Origin of the sequence: Arthrobacter sp. KN11-1C, assembly GCF_052180225.1 — a bacterium.
GTDB lineage: Bacteria > Actinomycetota > Actinomycetes > Actinomycetales > Micrococcaceae > Arthrobacter.
Genome location: NZ_CP197467.1, coordinates 409687 through 426718, shown reverse-complemented (window position 1 = coordinate 426718; position 17032 = coordinate 409687). Strand labels below are relative to the sequence as shown.

The window sequence follows — 17032 nt, the reverse complement described above, 5'->3', positions numbered from 1 at the left end:
CTTTCGAGGGGAGGCAGTGCAGATAGGGCCTACGCTAGTGGTAAGTGCTGACGAACGGGCGGTTGCTAGGCACGATCTGCTTGCCCAGCGGCATGAGCGATACCGGAATGAGCTTCAGGTTGGCGATGGCCAGCGGGATCCCGACGATGGTGATGGCCATGGCGAAGGCCGTGACCACGTGCCCGATCGCGATCCAAATGCCTGCCACCAGCAACCAGATGACGTTGCCGAGGAGTGTGAAGACACCCCCGCTCCCGGGCTTGTCCACGACCATGCGACCAAACGGCCACAGCGTGTACGAGGCAATCCGGAACGACGCGATGCCCCACGGGATGGTGACGATCAACAAGCAGCAGACAATTCCGGCCGTGAAATAGCCCAAGGCCAAGACGAAGCCACCGAAGACGAGCCAGATGATGTTGAGCAGCGTTTTCATATCTCCCATTCTCTCCTGCGGTAAGCGGCCTGGGCCTAGGGGTTCGCCCTGAAATCCCCTTGATTATCGTTTCCCGGTGTCCAGGACCGCTGACAAATCGAACTTCACGGGTTCCTCAAGCTGCTCATAGGTGCACGACTCCGGATCCCTGTCCGGCCGCCACCGCACGAACTGCGTTGTGTGCCTGAACCGCTCCCCTTCCATATGGTCGTAAGCCACTTCCACGACGAGTTCTGGCCGCAACGGGGTGAACGACAGGTCCTTCCCGGCGCTCCAGCGGCTGCCTTCGGCGTTCCGGGGTGTCCGGCTGCCTTCCTCCTGCTCGGCCCATGCCCAGGGATGCCCATCGAACCCAGTCACGAGGGGTTGGAGTTCGTCGAACAGTTCCTTGCGTCTTTGCATGGAGAAGGATCCCACCACGCCCACGTTGGCAAGCCGGCCGCCGTCGTCATAAAGCCCCAACAATAGCGAACCAATAAGGTGGTCACCGGTCTTATGAACCCGGTAGCCGGCCACAACGCAGTCGGCGGTCCGCTGGTGTTTGACCTTGAACATCACGCGCTTGTCCGGTTGGTAGGCACCATCCAGCGGCTTGGCGAGCAGGCCGTCCAGGCCTGCGCCCTCGAACTGGTTGAACCACTGCTCCGCCATCCCCTTGTCCCGGGTTGCCGCGGTGAGGTGGATGGGAGCGGCGGCGTCTGCGAGTGCTAGTTCTAGCGCCGCCCGCCGTTCGGCGAAGGGCCGTCCGGTGAAGTCCTCATCGCCAAGGGCGAGCAGGTCGAAGGCCACGAATTTCGCCGGCGTCTGCTCGGACAACAGCTTGACCCTGCTGGCTGCCGGATGGATGCGTTGCTGGAGGGCCTCAAAATCCAAACGGTCTCCGGATCTGCCCACCAGGATGATCTCGCCGTCGAGGACGCAGCGTTCCGGCAGGTTTGCCTTCAACGCCTCGATGAGCTCCGGGAAGTATCGGTTCATGGACTTCTCGTTGCGACTACCGATTTCGACGTCGTCACCATCACGAAAAACAATGGAGCGGAAACCATCCCATTTGGGCTCGTAGCTCATGGCGCCGTCGGGGATGGCGCCAACCGCCTTGGCAAGCATCGGTGCGACAGGGGGCATGACTGGCAGCTGCATGAAGCCATTCTTGCCGCGGCACCGGGACCGCGCTACCCGTTCACTCGCTTAAGTGGATAAAAGGATTACTTGCAGTTGGCGCTCAGCCAAGCGGTGACGGGAGCCATCGCCTTTTCGAACTTGCCGCTCGAGTAGACGGTTTGGTCTTTCAAGCCCGCGATAGCAGTGTCCTTGAGATTGGTGAAATCAGCTTTGAGCGCATCCGGGACGCGATCAGCCGTGGCGGCAAGCTCGGTCTTGTATTGCTCCAGCTCAGCGGTCTTTCCCTGCGCCGCCGACATCGGCAGCAACGAAGCTCCCGTGGCCTCTTGAGAGATCGTGGAACACATTTCGGCTGCCGATGCGAAGCCCCCGAACGGCCCCGATGATGGAGTTGGGCTGGCGCTTGCGGACGCGGTGTCGCCCGCCGAAGAGGACGACGGCGTGCCCGCCGCGGCGGAGCCCCCTCCCTGAGTGGAGCAGCCGGTCAGCGCCAAGGCGGCGAAGAGGGCGACTGTCAGGTATCGGATTGGGCCGTTGAGAGGTTTGGAAAGGATTTTCAAAGGTCGCATTCTGCTTGATCGTCTGCCTCCGGAACCGTTCGGCCTCCAGAGCAATGGCATTCTGTCCCCGCCGTGGAGTGTAGCCCGAATGGGCCTCGACCTTCCAAGTTGACTTCGGCAGCGTTTCCCTATTCCCGCACCAGCACGGTGTCCAGTTTGGTGAACGAAGTGCCCCAACCCTCCCGGGTCATTTCCACCCATTCGTCGGAGTCAAAGGGGCCCTGGGTGAGGTGAACGCGCGTGCGGCCGCCCTCCAGTACCTCGAACTCAAGGCGCATTTCCAGCAAAAGTGTGATCCCGGCGTCGGGCGCTGCTTTCTGGGTGGCGACCAGCAGGGCAGGCGGGTCGTACCCGGTGATGACCGCGTCGATGGGTGATTCCTTGGCGACGCCATTCTCGTCCCACGTCATGACGAGCTGCCAGACTCCGCCCACCCGGGGGTCGACGGCGATCCGCTCACGCGGTGAATCGACGCCGACCGGACCGAACCATGCGGCAAGCTGATCGGGGTCCACGAAAGCTTGGAAGACGAGCTCGCGCGGGGCATCGAAGTCGCGGGTCATGGTGAGGATGTGCTGTTCCGTGTTCATTGCTTGACTCCTGGATCCTGTGAATCGTGCTGAATTTTGCGCAGGTGGGCGTCGAGGCGGATGAAACTGGCATCCCAGAAGCGCCTGTACCCGTCCATCCATTCGGTGGCTTCGCGCAGCGGTTCCGCTTCCAGCTTGGAAGACCGCCATTGCGCATTCCGGCTCCGGCTGATCAATCCCGCATTTTCCAGGACCTTGAGATGCCGGGAGACGGCGGGAAGGCTGATGTCGAACGGTTCGGCAAGCTCGTTCACGGTGGCCTCACCCTCCGAAAGCCGGGCCAGAATGGCCCTACGGGTAGGGTCGGCAAGCGCCGAGAAGATGAGACTGAGCCGGTCTGAGGACATCGTTGGCGCCTTCGTATTTAACACATCGGCTAATTATCCGATGTGTTAAATATGCGACGCCGGATGGCGGGTGTCAAGGGTTCCTTGCGACGCTCGCTCACTTTTGAGGCAAAAACCGCAGACGCTCGCTCACATCGTTTGAGCGGGCGTTTAGGGAAAGGCGCTAAAGGTGAGCGAGCGTTTAGGGAAAGGGCGTTATAGGTGAGCGAGCGTCTGGGTGGGACGTCAGGCTTTTGCGGCTCGAACGAAGGCGCGGACGAGGTCGAGGTCCTTGACACCGCGTGAGGACTCCACGCCGCTGGACACGTCGACGCCCCAGGCCTCGGCTTCGAGCGCGGCGGCTCCGACGTTGGACGGACTCAATCCTCCGGCCAGCAACCAGTGGCGCTCACTCAGGCCCAGTTCCCGGACCGAGGAATAGTCCCACCCCTCGCCCGAACCCGGCACGGCGGCGTCGATCAGGAGAAGGTCCTCGCCCCACTCCTCGAACTCGTCCTGAGCGGCGCCCATGGTGACGGCCCGGATGAGGCGCATGCCGGCGTCGTGCACGGTCTTTACGTCTTCCGGCGAGCGGCTACCGTGCAGCTGGACCCACTCCAGACCGGCCTCGCGCGCGGTTGCGACGGCGTCGGCCGCTATCTCGTGGCGGAAGACTCCGACGGCGGCAATACCTTCCGGTACATGGGCCAGCAAATCCCGGGCACGGCTGGGCGATACCTCGCGCGGGCTCTTCGTCAGCACGAAACCGACGGCGTCTGCGCCGGACTCGACGGCGGCCTGCACGGATTCAGGCGTGCTCAAGCCGCACACTTTGACGAACATTCCGCGCCTCCAACCGTTTACCTCCGTACGACGTTAGCAAGGGCCCCCGGGATTGTTGAACCGCGACAAGGTTGCACCGATGTTACGCGGGCGTTCAGCCGGCCGGCGGCGGGCTCGGGCTAGGCTGGAGCGCATGGAGATCATCCGCTTTGCCGAGCTCAAACCCGAACCATGGCGCAACGGCGGCGGGGTGACCCGCGAAATCGCCAGCCATCCGAAAGCGGCGTCGGCGCAGGACGGAGCGTGGGACTGGCGGGTCAGCATCGCGGACGTCGGATCGGCCGGCGAATTCTCGACCTTCCCGGGCATGGAGCGCGTGATCACGGTGATCGACGGCGAATTGCTGCTGCTCACGGTGGACGGCGAAGAACACCCGCTGGAAAAGTATCGGCCATTCCGGTTTTCCGGCGAGGCGGCATCGGGCAGCGCACTCCCGACCGGCGACATCCGGGACCTCAACGTGATCGCCCGGGCCGGCGAATTCAAGGGGTATACGTCCATTATCGAGCTCTCCAAGAAGCGCGCGCACCCGGTGTTCGAAGGCCAACTGGCAGTCCTTTTGGAGGGCAAAGCTTCTGTCAGTCCCGGTGCGGAGCCTGCGGATGTGTCTGCTGATGTGTCGGCCGGCTCGGCGGACTCGGCCGCCGCTGACGCAGCCGTGGCCGAGTCCATCGAACTCGGCCGGTACGACGCAGTAGTAGGTTCCGACACCCGCAGCCCGGAAATCCTGGGCCGTGGATTCCTCGCCGTCATCTCGATCGACCGCGTGGAGCATGCGCCCTCCTAGGTCCCAGCACTGGACATAATGCCAACATGCCCATTCGCTGCGCCGAAGACTGGACATGTCCCTCGTTGCGTCGGCGGCATGCCCACTCCCTGAGCCCAACGCTGGACATGTCCCTTGGTAGAACCCGCCGCAGCGCATGTCCCTTGGTGAGGCTCGCCACCAAAGCTGGCCACCCGGCGTCGGGATTTGCTAGCCTCGAAGGAAGGCCCGCACAGGGACCTCCGGACGACGGTTCAGTACCCGGCACGCGACAAGACTGGCCAAAGGATCTGTCATGTCGTGGTTAATCCTCATTCTGTCCGGCGCGCTCGAAGCCGTTTGGGCTGCAGCGCTCCACCGTTCCAAAGGCTTCCGCCGGCCATTGCCCTCCGCCATCTTCCTCGTCAGCGTGATCGCGAGTACCGCGGGATTGGCGTTCGCAATGCAATCCATCCCCACCGGAACCGCGTATGCGGTGTGGGTTGGAGTCGGCGTCGTCCTCACGGCGGCTTACGCGATGATCACCAAAGTTGAGCGCCCGACGGCGGCCCGGCTGCTCCTGCTCGCCGGAATCGGCGTGTGCGTGGTCGGCTTGAAAGTGGTGGCGTAGCCATGACCGCCAAGTTTGCATGGGCTATTCTGCTGGCCTCCGCCGTGCTCGAAGCTGTGTGGGCGACGGCCCTCGGGCTGTCCGACGGCTTCAGCCAGGCCCTCCCCACCGTTGTCTTCGCCGTCACCGCGACCCTCAGCATGATCGGACTCGGCATCGCAGTGAAGCGGATTCCCCTGGGCACGGCCTACGCCGTCTGGGTCGGGATCGGTGCTGCGCTAACGGTTGGCTGGGCGATGGCCACCGGCGTCGAACCGGCCAGCCCGCTCAAGCTACTGTTCATTGCTGGAATCGTTGGCTGCGCGGCCGGGTTGAAGGCCCTTTCCACGGAGAACCGTGAAGAAGTGACCGAGCCGGCCGAACGATAAGCGCGGAATACTCCCCCGCGCCACGGAGTTGGCAGCAGTGAGACGAACACTCGGCGAAGGAGAAGCACCATGAGCCCGGAAACCACGAATGTACAACTCGGTGATGGCCTGACCGTGAGCCCCCTCGGTTTCGGCGGGATGGCCTTGACCCCCGTTTACGGCGAGGTGGATCCCGCCGAATCCCTCAAGACGCTGCACCACGCCGTGGATGCCGGCATCAGCTTCATCGACACCGCCGATATTTACGGCGCGGGCGACAACGAGGAACTGATCGCGAAGCTGCTGAAGGACCGACGCGACGAGGTCCAGTTGGCCACCAAGTTCGGCATCGTCGGCAACCCGCGCGAGGGCTACACCGATGTCCGGGGAGATACCGCGTACGTGGGCCAGGCGGCGGAAGCGAGCCTCCGCCGCCTGGGCACCGACGTCATCGACCTCTACTACATGCACCGCCGTGACCTCCGCGTTCCGATTGTGGAAACCGTGGAGGCCATGGCAGAGCTTGTCCGGGCTGGCAAGGTCCGGCACCTTGGCCTGTCTGAAGTGACAGCCGAGGAGCTGAGGGAAGCCAACGCCGTGCACCCGATCGCAGCGGTGCAGAGCGAGTGGTCGATCTGGAGCCGGGACGTTGAGCGCAACGTCGTCCCGACTGCGGCAGAGCTGGGTGTGGGTTTCGTACCCTATTCGCCGCTTGGCCGGGGATTCCTCACCGGAACCGTCAGCGCCGATCAACTCGGCGAGAACGATTTCCGGCACCGCATCCCCCGTTTTGCGGACGGCGCGCTCGACGCCAACCAGGCGGTTGTTGCCGCGGTGCGTGCCGTGGCCGTCGAGCTGTCCGAGAGCACCAGCCGGGATGCAACTCCCGCCCAGGTGGCGTTGGCCTGGCTTTTCGCCAAGGGCCGCCGTCTTGGGCTCAGCGTTGTCCCCATCCCCGGCACGCGCAAAGCGCACCGGATCGACGAGAACCTGGGCGCCTTGTCGCTCCAGTTGAGTGCCGCTCAACTGGACGTGCTCGACGGCGCCGCGGACGCCGTCGTCGGCTCACGGTCCGCGGATCCCACCTGGGTTTCGCAGGGCCGCGAGTAGTCGGCGAGCCGGACGCGGCTTCCGTAGAGTGGTCGAATGGACTCACTCATTCATTCACTGCGTGACATCACCATCCGGCGAATCTCGGTCAGCGAGATGAACAACAACGTGTACCTGCTCACCGCCAAGGCGAGCGGCGCGCAGCTCCTGATCGACGCCGCGGACGACCTTCCGGCCATCCAAGCAATGATTGCGGAGTCGGTCGCTGACGCCGCGTTGCCGCCGAATCTGGCCCTCATCGCCACGACCCACCAGCACTGGGATCACGTCCGCGCGCTTCCCGGGTTGGTGGAAGCCACGGGCGCGAAGACTTCGGCCGGAGTGGACGACGCCGATGCGCTGCCCGTGCCGGTGGACGTGCAACTGCGCCATGGCGATGTGGGAAACTTCGACGGTTTCGACATCACTGCGGTGCACTTGCGCGGCCACACTCCGGGTTCGATCGCCTACGTGTACCTGGACCCGGAAGGGCCCGCGCACATTTTCAGCGGCGACTCGTTGTTCCCCGGAGGCGTGGGCAACACGCAGAACGATGCCACCCGTTTCACCTCGCTGTTGAATGACGTGAGCGAACGGCTGTTCGAGGCCTACCCGGACGACACGGTGGTGCACCCGGGCCATGGAGATCCGACCACGCTCGGTGCGGAGCGGCCACACCTTGCGGAATGGCGCGAGCGCGGGTGGTAGTCCCTACAGGGACATGCCCAACCTTCGAGCTTAGGAATGGACATATGAGGAATATGTCCACTCCTTGCTACCAAAGCTGAGCATGTCCGTCCGTGGTCACCCGGCGAGCCGAGCTCCCTGGCCCGGGAGTGCCCAGGCCAAACGGGCTTAGCGGCCGCGACGCTCGTTCGACGCCGGAGCCGAGGCACGGCGCGGGCCGCTGCGGGCCGGACGACCGGAACCCGAGTTGCCTGCGCCGGCGCCGTAAGAGCCACCGGAGTTGCCGCCCGTGTTCGAGGACCAGACAGCTTTGTTGCCACCGGTGCGCGTTGAGGTTGCAGATTCCGTGCGCGGTGCAGAAGCCGAGCGGTTGCCCGCGGCAGCACGCTGACCTGTCGCCAGACGGCCGCTGCGACCACCCTGCGCGCCTTGGCCACGAGCAGCAGGAACGTCATTGCGGTGAGCAGAAGCAGCGTTGCCGCGTCCACGCGGGCTGCGGGCGACGTCGTCGTTCGCTGCTGCGCGGCGCTCTGCACGGTTGATGTCGGTGCGCACAGGCTCGGCCGCAACCTTGCCACGGCCACCGCGACCACCACGGCCACCCGCAGTGGGTGCAGCCTGGGTGGTGCGGCGGTTGCGCTTGCGCTGGGCGTTGGCACCGGTGGAGGTACCGCCGCCCGGCTGCTGGGTCTTCGCTGCGAGCAGTGCCGCACGGGTGCGGGGATCAACCTTGTCGGCGACCTGGCCCACGAGATCGGCAATCAGGGGAGAGCTGGCCGTGACTCGTTCGAACGAGACGTCGACGCCGGCAGCCTTCATGAGCTTCTTGACGTCCGACTGCTGCTCGGGAAGCGTCAGCGTGACCACGGTGCCGTCGGAACCTGCGCGGGCCGTTCGGCCGGAGCGGTGCAGGTAAGCCTTGTGCTCTGTGGGCGGGTCGACGTGGATGACGAGTTCGACGTCGTCGACGTGCACGCCGCGGGCAGCGACGTCGGTGGCCACCAGGACCCGGACCTCGCCACTGGAGAACTCGGCGAGGTTGCGGTCACGGGCATTCTGCGACAGGTTGCCGTGAAGGTCGACGGCGGGGATGCCGCAGTCGGTCAGGGTCTTGGCAAGCTTGCGGGCGTGGTGCTTGGTCCGCATGAAGAGGACGCGACGGCCGGCGCCGGAGGCCAGCTCCACGATCACCTGCTTCTTGACGGTCTGGTCGTTGACCACCAGGACGTGGTGCTCCATGGTGGTGACGGCGGCCTGGGGGTCGTCCACGGAGTGGGTGAGCGGGTTGGACAGGTAACGGTTGACCAGCTTGTCAACACCGTTGTCCAACGTCGCGGAGAAGAGCAGGCGCTGGCCCTGGGTGGGGGTCATGTCCATGAGTTTCTTGACCACGGGGAGGAAGCCGAGGTCTGCCATGTGGTCGGCCTCGTCCAGGACCGTGATCTCGACGGCTTCGAGGGTCAGGATGCGCTGGCGGATGAGGTCCTCCAGACGGCCCGGGCAGGCGATGACGATGTCGACGCCGGCGCGCAGCGCCTTTTCCTGGCGGGCCTGGGAGATGCCACCGTAGATGACCGTGGTGTTCAGACCCATGGCCTTGGCCAGCGGCTCGATGGTGGCGTTGATCTGGGTGGCCAGCTCGCGGGTCGGTGCGAGGACCAGTCCCATGGGGCGGCCGGGCTTGCGGAAGTGCTTGGCTTCGCGCTCGGCGAGACGTGCCACGAGCGGGATAGCGAAAGCGATGGTCTTGCCGGAGCCGGTGCGGCCACGGCCCAGGACGTCGCGGCCTGCGAGCGTATCCGGGAGGGTCTTGACCTGGATGGGGAAAGCTTCTTCGATGCCATCTGCAGCGAGGGACTCGGCGATGGCCTTGGGCGTGCCAAGGGCAGCAAAAGTAGTCATGTGTTTCAAAGGTCTTTCTGGCGGTGTCCAACGGACATCGTCCCCCGACGCCGGTTGGGCCAAGGGTTCGCCGAGGAAAAAGTCAGTGATCGACCGGTAGGCAAGAAGCCGTGGCCGGGACCAGAGAAAACGCGTTCATCGACGCAGGATGTGCCTCTCACATGAAAAAAGCCCACTTCCCGACTTTGGAACCAAGCCAAATTCGGGGACTAAGCGGGCATCACTGCACATCAAGTAAGTCCATTCTAGCATCCGCGAGCAGCCGGCCTTCCCACAGCGCACGTTCACGCGGGCTTGTTCCCCAACTAGCTCGCAGTTGTTGTCGTTTTGAGCCCTCATAACGACAACAACTGCGAGTTAGTTGGGTGGGGCGTTGCCTCGCGGGGGCACCTCGGGGCAGGCTTGAGCCATGACACACCAGCACGACGGCGGAGCCCACCTTCACGGCGAAACCCACGACAGCGGAGCCCACCTTCACAGCGAAACCCACGACAGCGGAGCCCACCTTCACAGCAACCCTGACCGCGACGCCGACCCGGTGCAGTTTTGGGACGAGGTCTACCGGGAAAAGCCAAAGAGATGGAGCGGCAATCCCAATCCACAGCTGATCGCGGAAGCCAAGGGGCTGGCTCCCGGCACCGCCCTTGATCTCGGCTGCGGAGAGGGTGCGGACGCGATCTGGCTCGCCCAGCATGGCTGGACGGTGACCGCGGTGGATGTCTCCGCCGTCGCGCTTGAACGGGCCGAAGCCCATGCTGTCGACGTCGGGCTCCAGGACCGGATCGCGTGGCTGCAACGGAACTTCGGCTCGTGGCACCCCGACGAGGGCTTCGAGCTGGTGTCCTCCCAATTCCTTCATTCTCCGCTCCTTCCCTGGCGGGATTCCCTTGCCTCGGCCGCGGCGGCCGTGGCTCCGGGCGGCGCTTTGCTGATGGTCGGGCATCATCCGGATGGACTGACTCCGTGGAGCGGGCACAAGGACATGAAGGACAAGTTCTCCACTCCCGAGGACCTGGTGGACGCGCTCACGAGCGGCCCGGGCTCGTGGAGGATCAACGTTGCCGATTCCCGTGAACGCGCGGTGACGGGCCCGGAGGGCCAACACGCCACCACCATCGACAGCGTGCTCCGCGCCACCCGGACGGACTAGGACCGCACGGGCTAAGCCCGCACGTCGTCCGCCTCCGCGGCGCTGTGCGCCTGGGCGTCCCCCGCATGTTCAGCACCCAAAGACCGGCGGGACGCGACCCGCGGCGCAATGATGAGCCCGACGACGGCGATAGCCGACGTCAGGACAAACACGCCCGCAAAGGAGCCCGCCGTCGTCGTCAGGGCACTGAAGACGAGTCCCGTCACGGCGAGCGAGAGGGCGCCGCCAAGGGAGTCGGAAATGGACATTGCAGAACTGTTGAAGCCTTGATCCTCCGGCTTGGAGAGCGCCAGGGTCATGACACTCAACCGCGGGTACATCAGGCCCATCCCCGCGCCTGCGAACAGCCAGCCCGCAATCGCCACTGCCGCGGACCATGAAAACACTGTGGTCACGAGGACGATGACCACCGAACCGAGCACCAACGCAGACCCGATCTTGACCGCCAGGGCATTGCCAAGCCGGGAACCCATGCGCCCTTGGACGGCCGACGCCGCAGCCCAGGCGATCGCCGATCCGGTCAGCGCGAGTCCGGCAAATGCCGGGGAGAACAAGTATCGCTCGGTCAGGAGGTACGGCACGTAAACCTCGGTGCCGAAGAAGGCAGCGGAGGCAACTCCGCGCATGAGGATGACGCTCGGCAGTCCGCGGTGCGCGCCGAGGGTGCCGCGCGGGACCAGCGGCCGTACTGCCAGCATCGCGGTGACGAGCGCGACGGTGGCAATCACCCAACCGACGCCTGGCACCTGCCCGGAGAGGTTCAGGCCGAGAACGGCAACGGCTGCGAGTGCGGCCCACCCCATGCGGCCGAACGCCCAGGGAACGACGGCGCGTCCGGGCTTTGCCTCACCCGAAGCCGCCTTTGGGGAGCCCGCCTCCCGCGAGCCCGCCTCCCGCGAGCCCGCCTCCCGCGAGCCCGCTTCCCGCGGGTCAGGCGCAGAACGCACGCCCCTCATGGCGGGGAGGATCATTGCCAAAGCCGGAATCACGAGGCCCACGACGCCGAGAAATACCCAGTGCCAGCTGCTCAACTCGGCAACCACGCCGGCGGCGAAGGGACCGATCATCGAGGGAATGACCCAGGCCGCCGAGAACGCGGCGAAGACCTGGGCATGCAACCTGGCGGGGTAGACCCGGGCGATCACCACATACAGCGCCACGGTCATCGCGCCTCCCCCGAGGCCTTGGACGAGCCGGCCTGCCACGAGCATGGGCATGGAAAGCGCGGTGCCGGCGATCAGCAGCCCGGCCGCGAACAGCGCCACGGATGCGTACAACGGGGCTGCAGGACCACGCCGGTCCGCCCAGTTCCCTGCGGCCACCATGCCGATCACGCCCGTGGCGAGCGGACCCGCGAATGCCAACGCATAGAGTCCGGCGCCGTCCAGATCGCGGCTCACGAGCGGCATGATGGTGGTGACAGCCATGGATTCGAAAGCCGCTAGGAAGACCAACGCGCAGGCACCCGCCGTCGCCAGGAGATAAGGGCGTTGCAGTATGCCGGCTGTTGCGTCGTGGCTTGTCATCATCCCAGCCTAGAAGGCCAAACGGGTTTGGGGGACCCATCAAAATCCATTCAAGTGATTTATGTTCACCTGAAATTAACTCTAGGCAAACACTGTACTAAATAGCCGACTATCGGTTGTTCCCGTAATCATTTCGTGATGCACTGCTTGGCGTGAACTTCACAAGACGCAATTTCCTGTCAGTTGCCGGATCTGCCACGGCTGCGACGCTTGTCAGCGGCGCCTCCGCGGGGACCGCGCCTGCTGCGATCGCACTCCCCCAACCCGGTTCCTCGGGCATAGACCACATCATTGTGGTGATGATGGAGAACCGCTCGTTCGACCATTTCCTTGGCTGGATGCCTGGCGCAGATGGAAAACAAACCGGACTGAGCTACGTTGACCGCTACGGGATCCCGCATACAACGCACCACCTGACCGATTTCCAGGGCTGCGGGCATCCAGACCCCGACCATTCCTACGAGGGCGGCCGGATCCAGTTCAACAACGGCAAGAACGATGGCTGGTTGCGGGCAGGCGAGAACGACGAATTCGCCGTCGGATACTACGATTCGAGCGATCTCGATTTCTGGCGCCAAGCGGGTCCCGACTGGACCGTCTGCGACCGCTATTTCGCAGCCACCCTGGCCGAAACCTATCCGAACCGCTTCTACCAGCACTCTGCGGCCACGGACAGGCTCCACAACTCGACCGTCACCAGCACCATGCCCACGATCTGGGACCGCTTGGCGTCCGCCGGCGTGCAAGGAAAGTACTACTACGGCGACATTCCGTTCACCGCCCTCTGGGGAACCAAGTACCTCGGCATCTCCAGGCCCTACGCTGAGTTCCTCAGCGACTGCAGTTCCGGCAAGCTCCCTTCGGTGTCCTTCGTGGATCCCCGCTTCACGGACGAGTCCAGCGGAACCTCCGGCGACGACCACCCGCACGCCGACATCCGCTCCGGCGAGCTATTCCTGGCGGAGGTCTACAACGCCGTGACCAAGAGCCCCAACTGGGCGAACACGATGCTGGTGGTCAACTACGACGAATGGGGCGGTTTCTACGACCACGTGCCACCGCAAACCGCACCGGACAGCAATCCGGATACCGCCCAGCGCGGCTTCCGCGTCCCGTCCATGGTCATTTCGCCACGCGCCCGCAGGCAATACGTGGCACATGACACCTACGACCACACCTCAGTCCTGAAGGCCATCGAGTGGCGCTGGGGGCTTCAACCCCTGACGCCGCGGGACAGCGCCGCCCGCAATATCGCCGAGGTGCTCGATTTCCAGTCGGCACCCAATCTGACCGCCCCGACGTACCTCGTGCCGCCGTATACCGCCGGACCGGCCTGCTCCCCGGTCGGGCCGCCGGCGGAGGAAGAGTGGACCGGCTTGAAACAGAAAGCACTCGCGGACGGATGGACCTTGCCATGACCTTCAAAAACTTCGCCATCTCCAAAATGCGGCTCGGATTCGCTGCGCTGCTGGTTGTCCTGCTGGGCGCCTCCTGCATCACCTTCGGATTGCAGCAGACGGAAGCACAAGCAAGCGAACCCCAAGTCGCGCAGGGCTCCGGGTATCTCCCGGGAGCGAAGCACGTGTTCGTGATCAACCTCGAAAACAAGGGGTACGACACCACGTGGGGACCGGGTTCGGCGGCGCCGTACCTTTCCACCACACTGCGGAACCAGGGCGTCCTGCTGAACCAGTACTTCGGCACGGCACACAACTCGCAGCCGAACTACGTCGCGCAGATTTCCGGCCAAGGCCCCAACCCGCAGATGCAGGCCGATTGCCAGACCTACTCCCCGTTCGCGAAGACCGGGACGGCGGCGCCCGGCCAGGCCGTTGGAGATGGCTGCGTCTTCCCTGCCGACGTGCCCACCGTGGCCGGCCAATTGACGGCAGCCGGGAAGACCTGGAAAGGCTACATGGAGGACATGGGCACGCCGTGCCGCCACCCGGCCCTCGGCGCAGCCGATGACACCCAGAAGGCAAAGGTCGGGGACCAGTACGCCGCCCGACACAATCCTTTCGTCTACTTCGCGGGGATCACGGGATCACCGGACTGTGCCAAGAACGATGTGGACCTCGGAGCCCTGAAGACCGACCTTGCATCGGTCGCGACCACGCCGAACCTGTCCATGATCACGCCGAACCTTTGCCACGACGGACACGATTCTCCTTGCGTCGACGGACAGCCCGGTGGCCTGACCAGCGCGGATGCATGGCTGAAGCAGTATGTTCCGATGATCACCTCGTCCCCCGCGTTCCGCCAGGACGGTGTCCTGGTGATCACCTTCGACGAATCCGACAGCCCGCAATCGGACGCTTCCGCATGCTGCGCAGAGGGCCCCGGACCCAATTCCCCGCTTCCCGGGATTGTCGGACAAGGCGGCGGCCGGGTCGGCGCTTTGGTCATCTCCCCCTTCACCAAGGGGGGCACCTGGTCCACCACTCCCTACAACCACTACAGCCTGCTGGCCAGCATTGAAGACACCTTCGGCCTCCCCTACCTCGGCTATGCAGGCACCCCCGGACTGAACCGCTTCGGACTCGACGTCTACAACGCCGGCGTCTAGGCCAAGCTGACAGCGGTGGCCGGCACGACGGCTGCGGTCGGCACGACAGCGCCGGTCGTCGGCACGACGGCGGCGGTCGGCACGACAGCGCCGGTCGTCGGCACGACGGCGGCGGTCGTCGGCACGACGGCGGCGGTCGGCACGACAGCGCCGGTCGCCGTCGAGTCCGGGTTCAGCATCCAACCAACCCGCTTGGCGGTGCTGAGCATCACGACGCTTTCGACGAGTTCGATCCCGGGAATGCGCTGCTGGATGGCAAGTTCCATCTCCATGACCTCGGCCAGCGAGCGCAGCCACATGATGATCACAAAGTTGGTGCTGCCGGTGGTCGAGGCCGTGAACCTGACGTTCCTGACGGCCCGTAGCTCTGCGGCAGCGGCCTCGTGCTGGCCTGCTGGGACATTCGCGAACCACTGGCACGTCATGGGATAGCCGGAGAATTGCTGGGCGATCTCACAGCGGAAGGACAGCATCCGGCTCGCGAGCACCCGGCCGAGCTGCCGCTGCACCGTGGCCGGGTGTCGTCCCAAGGCGCGGGCGATCTCCGCGGCGGAAGCCCTTCCGTCCCGGGCGAGGAAGGGAAAGAGTGCCATGTGGCTCTCCGGCAGCGGGGTGACCTGTGCGTAGGGGGCGGATGGATTGAGCGCTTCCGGCCCGGCGAGGGCGCGCAGCGCCTGCTGCTCCGCCCGGCTTAAGACGTTAAGCCGCCATGCATAGCCGCTCGTGTGGATCCGGGTGCAGAGCGAGGTCCGGTACTTGGTGAGCCCACGGATTTCCTTGAGTTGGGGCAATAGCCGGCTGCTGAACTCGCCCAGGTCCTGCGTGATGACGGTGAGCATGAGGTCCCGGTTGCTGGCTGCCTCCTCAACCGTGATGATCTCCGGAATCGCTGCGAGCGCAGCCGTAACCTCGGGCCTAAGATGCATTTCGCAGTCCACGTCCAGCAGGGCGAGGCAGGCATGCTTGGGGTCGCCCATGAGGTGCGCCGTGGTCCAGGCGGCTCCGGACTCGCGCAAGCGGTCCCATCGGGCGGCCAAGGTGGTGGCATGGACGTCGAGGACCTCGGCGGCGTCGGACCAACTGATCCGCGGCGAGATCTGGAGGGCATTGATCAGCCGCAGGTCCTCTTCACTGAGTTCCATCAGCGATCCTTCCGTAGACGGTGCGCGATTCCTGTTAATTCTGGCATGAATCTGAATTTTTACAGGGCTTTGGAAAATTGTGAGGCCAGTCACTCCACAATGGCTATGGAAACCTACCAATCGTTCAGGAAACAGGAGAACAGATGTCGATCGCCGCAGACGCCCAAGAGATGCAGGGAGAAATCGCCCGGTTCCGCCACGAGCTCCACCAGGAACCGGAAGTCGGCCTGGACCTCCCTCGCACCCAGGAAAAGGTGCTCAAGGCGCTCGACGGACTCCCTTACGAAATCACCCTTGGCGAGAGCACGACGTCGGTCACCGCGGTCTTGCGCGGCGGCGCTCCACACGCTTCAGCGGACAAGCCGACCGTGTTGCTCCGCGCCGACATGGACGGCCTTCCCGTCCAGGAGCGCACCGGCGTCGAGTTCTCCTCGAAGATCGACGGTGCCATGCACGCCTGCGGCCACGACCTCCACACCTCCATGCTCGCCGGAGCCGCAACCCTGCTGGCCGAGCGACGCGACCAGCTGGCCGGCGACGTCGTCCTGATGTTCCAGCCCGGCGAAGAAGGCTTCGACGGCGCGGGCCACATGATCCGCGAAGGCGTCCTGGACGCCGCGGGCCGCCGCGTGGACGCCGCCTACGGCATGCATGTCTTCTCCTCCCTGGAACCGTACGGCCAGTTCTGCACCAAGCCGGGAGTGATGATGAGCGCCTCGGACGGACTCTTCGTCACGGTCCTCGGTGCCGGCGGTCACGGCTCGGCGCCGCACGCGGCCAAGGACCCCGTCACGGCGGCCGCGGAAATGGTGACCGCACTGCAGGTCATGATCACTCGGCAGTTCAACATGTTCGATCCCGTAGTCCTGACCGTGGGCGTCCTGCAGGCTGGCACCAAGCGCAACATCATCCCCGAATCCGCGCGTTTCGAAGCCACCATCCGCACGTTCTCGGAAGCCTCCCGTGAGCGGATGATGACTGCGATTCCGCAGCTGCTCAAGGGCATTGCCTCGGCGCACGGCCTGGAAGTGGACGTCGACTACCGCGGCGAATACCCCATGACCGTCACTGACGAGGACGAGACGCACACCGCCGAGAACGTCATCGCGGACATGTTCGGCGATTCCCGGCTCTCCCGCTGGGCCACGCCGCTCAGCGGATCGGAGGATTTCTCCCGGGTCCTGGCCGAAGTTCCAGGAACTTTCGTGGGCCTCAGCGCCGTGCCGCGGGGCGTCGACCACACCACCTCGGCGTTCAACCACTCCCCCTATGCCACGTTCGACGACGGCGTCCTGTCCGATGGTGCGGCGCTCTACGCAGAGCTCGCGGTCTCCCGCATCGCCACCCTCGCCGCCGGCAACTAACCACCA

Annotated in this window: 18 protein-coding genes and 1 riboswitch; of the genes, 9 read left to right on the top strand and 9 right to left on the bottom strand. The window is 64.9% G+C overall.

Annotated elements, in window-relative coordinates; genetic code table 11:
* Positions 1-34: 34 nt before the first annotated feature.
* From ACSBOX_RS02080 to ACSBOX_RS02055, 6 genes are all read right to left on the bottom strand, one after another.
* Positions 35-436 carry a YccF domain-containing protein gene (locus ACSBOX_RS02080; protein ID WP_442544576.1) on the bottom strand — a complete coding sequence of 134 codons (402 nt, stop codon included), beginning with the start codon at positions 434-436 and terminating at the stop codon, positions 35-37.
* A gap of 63 nt (positions 437-499) precedes the next feature.
* Entirely contained in the window at positions 500-1576 is a 1077-nt protein-coding gene (locus ACSBOX_RS02075; protein WP_442544575.1) for an ATP-dependent DNA ligase, read from the bottom strand.
* Between the two features lie 65 nt (positions 1577-1641).
* Positions 1642-2127 (bottom strand): hypothetical protein, encoded by a 486-nt coding sequence (locus ACSBOX_RS02070; protein ID WP_442544574.1) that lies wholly within the window; start codon positions 2125-2127, stop codon positions 1642-1644.
* A gap of 119 nt (positions 2128-2246) precedes the next feature.
* A complete protein-coding gene (locus tag ACSBOX_RS02065) occupies positions 2247-2708 on the bottom strand; it encodes an SRPBCC family protein (RefSeq protein ID WP_442544573.1) in 462 nt (153 codons plus the stop codon).
* Positions 2705-3055, bottom strand: coding sequence for an ArsR/SmtB family transcription factor (locus ACSBOX_RS02060; RefSeq protein WP_442544572.1), 351 nt, complete (start codon positions 3053-3055; stop codon positions 2705-2707). Before ACSBOX_RS02060 ends, ACSBOX_RS02065 begins: the two co-directional genes overlap by 4 nt.
* 225 nt (positions 3056-3280) lie before the next feature.
* Entirely contained in the window at positions 3281-3877 is a 597-nt protein-coding gene (locus tag ACSBOX_RS02055) for a phosphoribosylanthranilate isomerase (protein ID WP_442544571.1), read from the bottom strand.
* Between the two features lie 133 nt (positions 3878-4010).
* Here ACSBOX_RS02055 and ACSBOX_RS02050 point away from each other — a divergent pair, with 133 nt between their 5' ends.
* The 5 genes from ACSBOX_RS02050 (at position 4011) to ACSBOX_RS02030 (ending at position 7397) form a co-directional block, all read left to right on the top strand.
* Positions 4011-4664, top strand: coding sequence for a HutD/Ves family protein (locus tag ACSBOX_RS02050; protein WP_442544570.1), 654 nt, complete (start codon positions 4011-4013; stop codon positions 4662-4664).
* Positions 4665-4863: 199 nt separating this feature from the next.
* A riboswitch (guanidine-III (ykkC-III) riboswitch) is annotated at positions 4864-4929 on the top strand.
* 9 nt (positions 4930-4938) lie between these two features.
* Positions 4939-5253: a DMT family transporter gene (locus ACSBOX_RS02045; RefSeq protein ID WP_442544569.1), complete on the top strand. Its 315-nt coding sequence runs from the start codon at positions 4939-4941 to the stop codon at positions 5251-5253.
* Positions 5254-5255: 2 nt separating this feature from the next.
* A complete protein-coding gene (locus tag ACSBOX_RS02040; RefSeq protein WP_442544568.1) occupies positions 5256-5621 on the top strand; it encodes a DMT family transporter in 366 nt (121 codons plus the stop codon).
* A 69-nt stretch (positions 5622-5690) separates the two neighbouring features.
* Complete coding sequence (locus ACSBOX_RS02035) at positions 5691-6710, top strand: aldo/keto reductase (RefSeq protein ID WP_442544567.1); 1020 nt, start codon at positions 5691-5693, stop codon at positions 6708-6710.
* A gap of 36 nt (positions 6711-6746) precedes the next feature.
* Positions 6747-7397: an MBL fold metallo-hydrolase gene (locus ACSBOX_RS02030; RefSeq protein WP_442544566.1), complete on the top strand. Its 651-nt coding sequence runs from the start codon at positions 6747-6749 to the stop codon at positions 7395-7397.
* 147 nt (positions 7398-7544) lie between these two features.
* Here the strand turns inward: ACSBOX_RS02030 and ACSBOX_RS02025 are convergent, their stop codons facing one another.
* A complete protein-coding gene (locus tag ACSBOX_RS02025; protein ID WP_442544565.1) occupies positions 7545-9278 on the bottom strand; it encodes a DEAD/DEAH box helicase in 1734 nt (577 codons plus the stop codon).
* Between the two features lie 409 nt (positions 9279-9687).
* Here ACSBOX_RS02025 and ACSBOX_RS02020 point away from each other — a divergent pair, with 409 nt between their 5' ends.
* Positions 9688-10428, top strand: a complete 741-nt coding sequence (locus ACSBOX_RS02020) for an SAM-dependent methyltransferase (RefSeq protein ID WP_442544564.1) — start codon at positions 9688-9690, stop codon at positions 10426-10428.
* Between the two features lie 11 nt (positions 10429-10439).
* Here ACSBOX_RS02020 and ACSBOX_RS02015 read toward each other — a convergent pair whose 3' ends face one another.
* Positions 10440-11954 (bottom strand): MFS transporter, encoded by a 1515-nt coding sequence (locus ACSBOX_RS02015; RefSeq protein WP_442544563.1) that lies wholly within the window; start codon positions 11952-11954, stop codon positions 10440-10442.
* A gap of 152 nt (positions 11955-12106) precedes the next feature.
* Here ACSBOX_RS02015 and ACSBOX_RS02010 point away from each other — a divergent pair, with 152 nt between their 5' ends.
* Both ACSBOX_RS02010 and ACSBOX_RS02005 read left to right on the top strand, forming a co-directional pair.
* Positions 12107-13372: an alkaline phosphatase family protein gene (locus ACSBOX_RS02010; RefSeq protein ID WP_442544562.1), complete on the top strand. Its 1266-nt coding sequence runs from the start codon at positions 12107-12109 to the stop codon at positions 13370-13372.
* Positions 13369-14520: an alkaline phosphatase family protein gene (locus tag ACSBOX_RS02005; protein WP_442544561.1), complete on the top strand. Its 1152-nt coding sequence runs from the start codon at positions 13369-13371 to the stop codon at positions 14518-14520. The genes ACSBOX_RS02010 and ACSBOX_RS02005 overlap by 4 nt, the downstream gene beginning before the upstream one ends.
* Here ACSBOX_RS02005 and ACSBOX_RS02000 read toward each other — a convergent pair.
* Positions 14517-15662, bottom strand: a complete 1146-nt coding sequence (locus ACSBOX_RS02000) for an Lrp/AsnC ligand binding domain-containing protein (protein ID WP_442544560.1) — start codon at positions 15660-15662, stop codon at positions 14517-14519. The two genes, ACSBOX_RS02005 and ACSBOX_RS02000, sit on opposite strands and share 4 nt — an antisense overlap.
* Positions 15663-15805: 143 nt before the next feature.
* On the opposite strand from ACSBOX_RS02000, the gene ACSBOX_RS01995 reads away from it, so the two are divergent.
* Positions 15806-17026 carry a M20 metallopeptidase family protein gene (locus ACSBOX_RS01995; RefSeq protein ID WP_442544559.1) on the top strand — a complete coding sequence of 407 codons (1221 nt, stop codon included), beginning with the start codon at positions 15806-15808 and terminating at the stop codon, positions 17024-17026.
* The last annotated feature ends 6 nt before the right edge of the window (positions 17027-17032 follow it).

Excerpts from the sequence above, each read along its gene's own strand:
- ACSBOX_RS01995 (WP_442544559.1), top strand. The coding sequence starts at position 15,806 with ATGTCGATCGCCGCAGACGCCCAAGAGATGCAGGGAGAAATCGCCCGG.
- ACSBOX_RS02000 (WP_442544560.1), bottom strand. The coding sequence starts at position 15,662 with ATGGAACTCAGTGAAGAGGACCTGCGGCTGATCAATGCCCTCCAGATC.
- ACSBOX_RS02060 (WP_442544572.1), bottom strand. The coding sequence starts at position 3,055 with ATGTCCTCAGACCGGCTCAGTCTCATCTTCTCGGCGCTTGCCGACCCT.
- ACSBOX_RS02020 (WP_442544564.1), top strand. The coding sequence starts at position 9,688 with ATGACACACCAGCACGACGGCGGAGCCCACCTTCACGGCGAAACCCAC.
- ACSBOX_RS02045 (WP_442544569.1), top strand. The coding sequence starts at position 4,939 with ATGTCGTGGTTAATCCTCATTCTGTCCGGCGCGCTCGAAGCCGTTTGG.
- ACSBOX_RS02050 (WP_442544570.1), top strand. The coding sequence starts at position 4,011 with ATGGAGATCATCCGCTTTGCCGAGCTCAAACCCGAACCATGGCGCAAC.
- ACSBOX_RS02005 (WP_442544561.1), top strand. The coding sequence starts at position 13,369 with ATGACCTTCAAAAACTTCGCCATCTCCAAAATGCGGCTCGGATTCGCT.
- ACSBOX_RS02080 (WP_442544576.1), bottom strand. The coding sequence starts at position 436 with ATGAAAACGCTGCTCAACATCATCTGGCTCGTCTTCGGTGGCTTCGTC.
- ACSBOX_RS02040 (WP_442544568.1), top strand. The coding sequence starts at position 5,256 with ATGACCGCCAAGTTTGCATGGGCTATTCTGCTGGCCTCCGCCGTGCTC.
- ACSBOX_RS02070 (WP_442544574.1), bottom strand. The coding sequence starts at position 2,127 with ATGCGACCTTTGAAAATCCTTTCCAAACCTCTCAACGGCCCAATCCGA.
- ACSBOX_RS02015 (WP_442544563.1), bottom strand. The coding sequence starts at position 11,954 with ATGACAAGCCACGACGCAACAGCCGGCATACTGCAACGCCCTTATCTC.
- ACSBOX_RS02030 (WP_442544566.1), top strand. The coding sequence starts at position 6,747 with ATGGACTCACTCATTCATTCACTGCGTGACATCACCATCCGGCGAATC.
- ACSBOX_RS02025 (WP_442544565.1), bottom strand. The coding sequence starts at position 9,278 with ATGACTACTTTTGCTGCCCTTGGCACGCCCAAGGCCATCGCCGAGTCC.
- ACSBOX_RS02055 (WP_442544571.1), bottom strand. The coding sequence starts at position 3,877 with ATGTTCGTCAAAGTGTGCGGCTTGAGCACGCCTGAATCCGTGCAGGCC.
- ACSBOX_RS02075 (WP_442544575.1), bottom strand. The coding sequence starts at position 1,576 with ATGCAGCTGCCAGTCATGCCCCCTGTCGCACCGATGCTTGCCAAGGCG.
- ACSBOX_RS02065 (WP_442544573.1), bottom strand. The coding sequence starts at position 2,708 with ATGAACACGGAACAGCACATCCTCACCATGACCCGCGACTTCGATGCC.
- ACSBOX_RS02035 (WP_442544567.1), top strand. The coding sequence starts at position 5,691 with ATGAGCCCGGAAACCACGAATGTACAACTCGGTGATGGCCTGACCGTG.